Source organism: Paenibacillus sp. GCM10023252 (assembly GCF_042653305.1).
Classification (GTDB): Bacteria; Bacillota; Bacilli; order Paenibacillales; family Paenibacillaceae; genus Pristimantibacillus.
On record NZ_JBHSHW010000015.1, the window covers coordinates 1 to 3,528 of the forward strand.

General features: G+C 38.7%; 4 protein-coding genes. All 4 read left to right on the forward strand.

Annotated elements, in window-relative coordinates:
* Nucleotides 1-88: 88 nt before the first annotated feature.
* The 4 genes from ACFO9Q_RS10165 to ACFO9Q_RS10180 all read left to right on the forward strand — a co-directional run bounded on the left by ACFO9Q_RS10165 (nucleotide 89) and on the right by ACFO9Q_RS10180 (nucleotide 2,714).
* Entirely contained in the window at nucleotides 89-568 is a 480-nt protein-coding gene (locus tag ACFO9Q_RS10165) for a hypothetical protein (protein ID WP_379181443.1), read from the forward strand.
* Between the two features lie 193 nt (nucleotides 569-761).
* The gene (locus ACFO9Q_RS10170; RefSeq protein ID WP_379181445.1) at nucleotides 762-1,172 is read left to right on the forward strand and encodes a hypothetical protein; all 411 of its coding nucleotides are present in this window, start codon (nucleotides 762-764) and stop codon (nucleotides 1,170-1,172) included.
* Nucleotides 1,173-1,429: 257 nt separating this feature from the next.
* Nucleotides 1,430-1,939, forward strand: a complete 510-nt coding sequence (locus ACFO9Q_RS10175) for a hypothetical protein (protein ID WP_379181447.1) — start codon at nucleotides 1,430-1,432, stop codon at nucleotides 1,937-1,939.
* A gap of 190 nt (nucleotides 1,940-2,129) precedes the next feature.
* Entirely contained in the window at nucleotides 2,130-2,714 is a 585-nt protein-coding gene (locus ACFO9Q_RS10180) for a hypothetical protein (protein WP_379181449.1), read from the forward strand.
* The last annotated feature ends 814 nt before the right edge of the window (nucleotides 2,715-3,528 follow it).

The window sequence follows — 3,528 nt, forward strand, 5'->3', positions numbered from 1 at the left end:
GGTCGCTTCGCTTGACCAGAAGGGCAGCTTAAGCCTTTCGGCGTCGTGAATACAAGAACGTTATACGACAGATCTGAAAGAGGTACAAATGAAAATAACCAATGAGAAATTCAAAGCTTTATTTAAAAGCTTAAGTCCAAATAATTCAGGTTTTTTTCAGAATGAATTATTGAATCAGCAACCTCTTAATTTCATTGAAGTTAATGGTTGTGTCTTGTTGCGTGGGGATAATAAAGTTCCAGAACTAAATATGGATTTTATATTCAGGCAGTTCGGTGATCGATCTGGATTCGAAGCAGTTGATAGCCATTTGCATATGATCGACGTTTCGAACAAGTTTGTTGAACACCCATTTGAAGGCTTGAATTTTGCGATTCACTTACTAAATAAATGGTCATTGAAGTTGAAGGCGGAGTTCTCCAACTATGAGTTTGTAATATACCTTACTTTCCATGATGATGATACTATTATTAGATTTCATAGGCTTAGGGCAGATGAATCAACATGGATGGATATAAATAAAATAGACGAGTATATGGACGAAGGAATAATGATTTGTATAGTTTAATCAAAGAAGCCAGATCCGTCGTATAACACCGTGTTCACGCTTCGGGCTGACGCCCTCGGTCTGGCAGAGGGATCTCGGGGAAGTGGAAGCAGCCAGACAACCCTGCGAGGCTAAGTCTTCGACCCGTCTCCCTTCGGTCGCCTTAAGCCTCTCGGGTTCGTGAACACACGAACGTTAGGTGAAATTGGGGCAAATGCTTAATAAAACACCCGAAGTAGGTGATGTTATGGTTATTATTCATCACAATCGAATTTTAAAAATCTTAAATAATGGATTGTTATATCTAGATGAGAATAGTTCTGAAACCTTTATTGATTTTGAGGTATGCAGAAGAAATTGGATTACATATATAAACAAATCTGAAGATTTTGAAATAACAGAACTAACTGAAGAAGAAACAAAAACAATTGGATGGAGAGACGCTTTTAATAAACCGATATATATTGAATTTTTTAGTGAACCAAGAACCCGATTTATATACCCATATAGAAGAAATCTTTATGAATGGATTAGAAATAGACATGGGATGAAGGCTTATAAATTTTTCAGAAAGACATGTATTTCTATTGAAGAGAACGGATGGACAACGTTTGACCTCGGATAATAAGCTCTTGATGGTATCTCAAGGAAGGCCCCAACATCACCTAACACAATATTCACGCTTCGGGGCATTCGCCCCTCGGTCCGGACCGAAGCTGTAGGTCGTGGGTAACACAGTCCGAACACACTTGCAAGGCTAAGTGGCGGAGCCACCCGGCGAACTGGTCGCTTCGCTTGACCAGGATTGCAGCTTAAGCCTTTCGGCGTCGTGAATACAAGAACGTTATACGAAAGAATTCAAACCATTAAGGGATGATAAACTTGAAATTAAAAGATCTCATTAATGATCTACTACCAATGATTTCAAATAGAATCATGAAAGAAACAAATAATAAATTAGCTGACTATGGTAGCCGCGGGGTAGGGAAAAGCTCCTTTGCTTTTTTTGATTCAATATCAATTGGATTTAATGTCTTAAATGAAGAGATTAATGAGTTGTTTAACAAACTATCAAGAGTTTCAATAAATCCTAATGACATTGTAGAGTTACGCATTATTTTACTTAAGTTTGTAGAAGATCAATATTCATTGATAACAGAAAAATCAACATCATTAATTGGAACAGATCTAATAAAAAATTTTAACTCCAATGATTTCATCGAACAAAGAAAAAAGGAATCTGTTGCTCTCTTTGAGTTCCAAATAAATGTTAGGAAGAAATTAATAAATGATAAAAAGAAAACAACAAGATGGGAAGTCATGAAATTAATAATTAGCTCAGTTTTGGGAGCGGGGATTACGCTTATTGTTAGAGCATTTATTGATAGTTAGATCGAGGAAGAGAATTCCTTCGTATAACACCATATTCACGCTTCGGGGCATTCGCCCCTCGGTCCGGCAGAAGTTAGAAGCGTGTTCAAAGATGACAATTCAGTAGCAGGGAAGCGGAATCAGCCGGACACACCCGCACCACCTAACCGCATCGCGGCCGGTCCTTCGGACCTTAAGGTGGTGGGGCGTCGTGAATACAACAACGTTATGTGAAAGACTTGCAAGATCGGAGGGATATAAGAACACAATGGAAATTACTCTTGATATTTCAGATGATTTTGATAAATTCATAGATTTCTCTGAATCATGCTTATATTTTGATGCTGCCTTCGATTCAATGACTTCATTTAAGGCATGGGGGATTACAATTCTTAAAGAAGCAAAGTGTTTTTCTTCTTTTAAACAGTTTGAAGGCAAAGATCTTTATATTAGTGGCTTCGCTTTAGTTGAGGTTGGTGAAATACATCAAGGGAACCTTTCTATTGCGCTTTACAAAAGAATTAAAGAAGGATTTATATATGATGTAAATAATAAGATTGTGAACATCTCAACATCATGGAAAGCGACTGGCAAAGAGGAGAATTTAAATAAGGAATATAATTTTCAATGCGTTAGTTACTGGCCATATGGATATTGTGAATTAAGACTAGTAAGTAATGATCCGATAACAATCAAGATTGAAACTGATAATATAATTGATACTGCAAGCTATGTTTTAAATACAAAGAAATATGGATTTGCCAGATTATTCGAGGAAGGCAAGTCCTTCACATAACAACATATTCACGCATCGGGCCATTCGGCCCTCGGTCCAGCCGAAGTAAGAAGAGGATTCGGGGAAGCAATTGGCATTAGCAGGAAGCATATTCAGCTGGACACACCCGCACCACCCAACCGCGTCGCGGCCGGTCCTTTTGGACCTTAGGGTGGTGGGGCGTCGTGAATACAAGAACGTTAACTGAAATCTCCGAGAGCTGAAACAATAAAAAGATGATTTAACAACAGTTCAAAACAAGAGGAATGTCGCGACAGGGTACGAGAGGAAAGTAACCCCCTTCGACACCGCGAGCAATCTTTAGAAGCACATGAAAAGTAATGAGTTGATAGAATAACTGAATTAAAAAGATTTAAGAACTGAGATAATAATTGAACTGGAAAAGTAAGTGACTTCAGGACATTAAAACTATAAGGCATTGTATGAATTAATTGAAGAGACTATAAAAGGCTATAAAATTAAAGAAAATTGGAAGAGACTTTAAAGTGGAATCAATAAAGGAAATTTAAAACAACTGTAAAAAGACTAAAAAGGACTTGTTTAGTTAAATCAAGAAGCTGGAGACATCAGTTAACACAGTATTCACGCATCGGGGCATTCGCCCCTCGGTCCGGATCCGATGATGAAGAGCCGCGGGCAACTCAGTCCGGACACACCTGCAAGGCTAAGTGGCGGAGCCACCCGGCGAACTGGTCGCTGCGCTTGACCAGGACTGCAGCTTAAGCCTTTCGGCGTCGTGAATACAAGAACGTTAGGTAAAATTGCCAAGTACATTTAGAAACCTTAAAGAAATAGGGCTAGGTGATGTCGATGA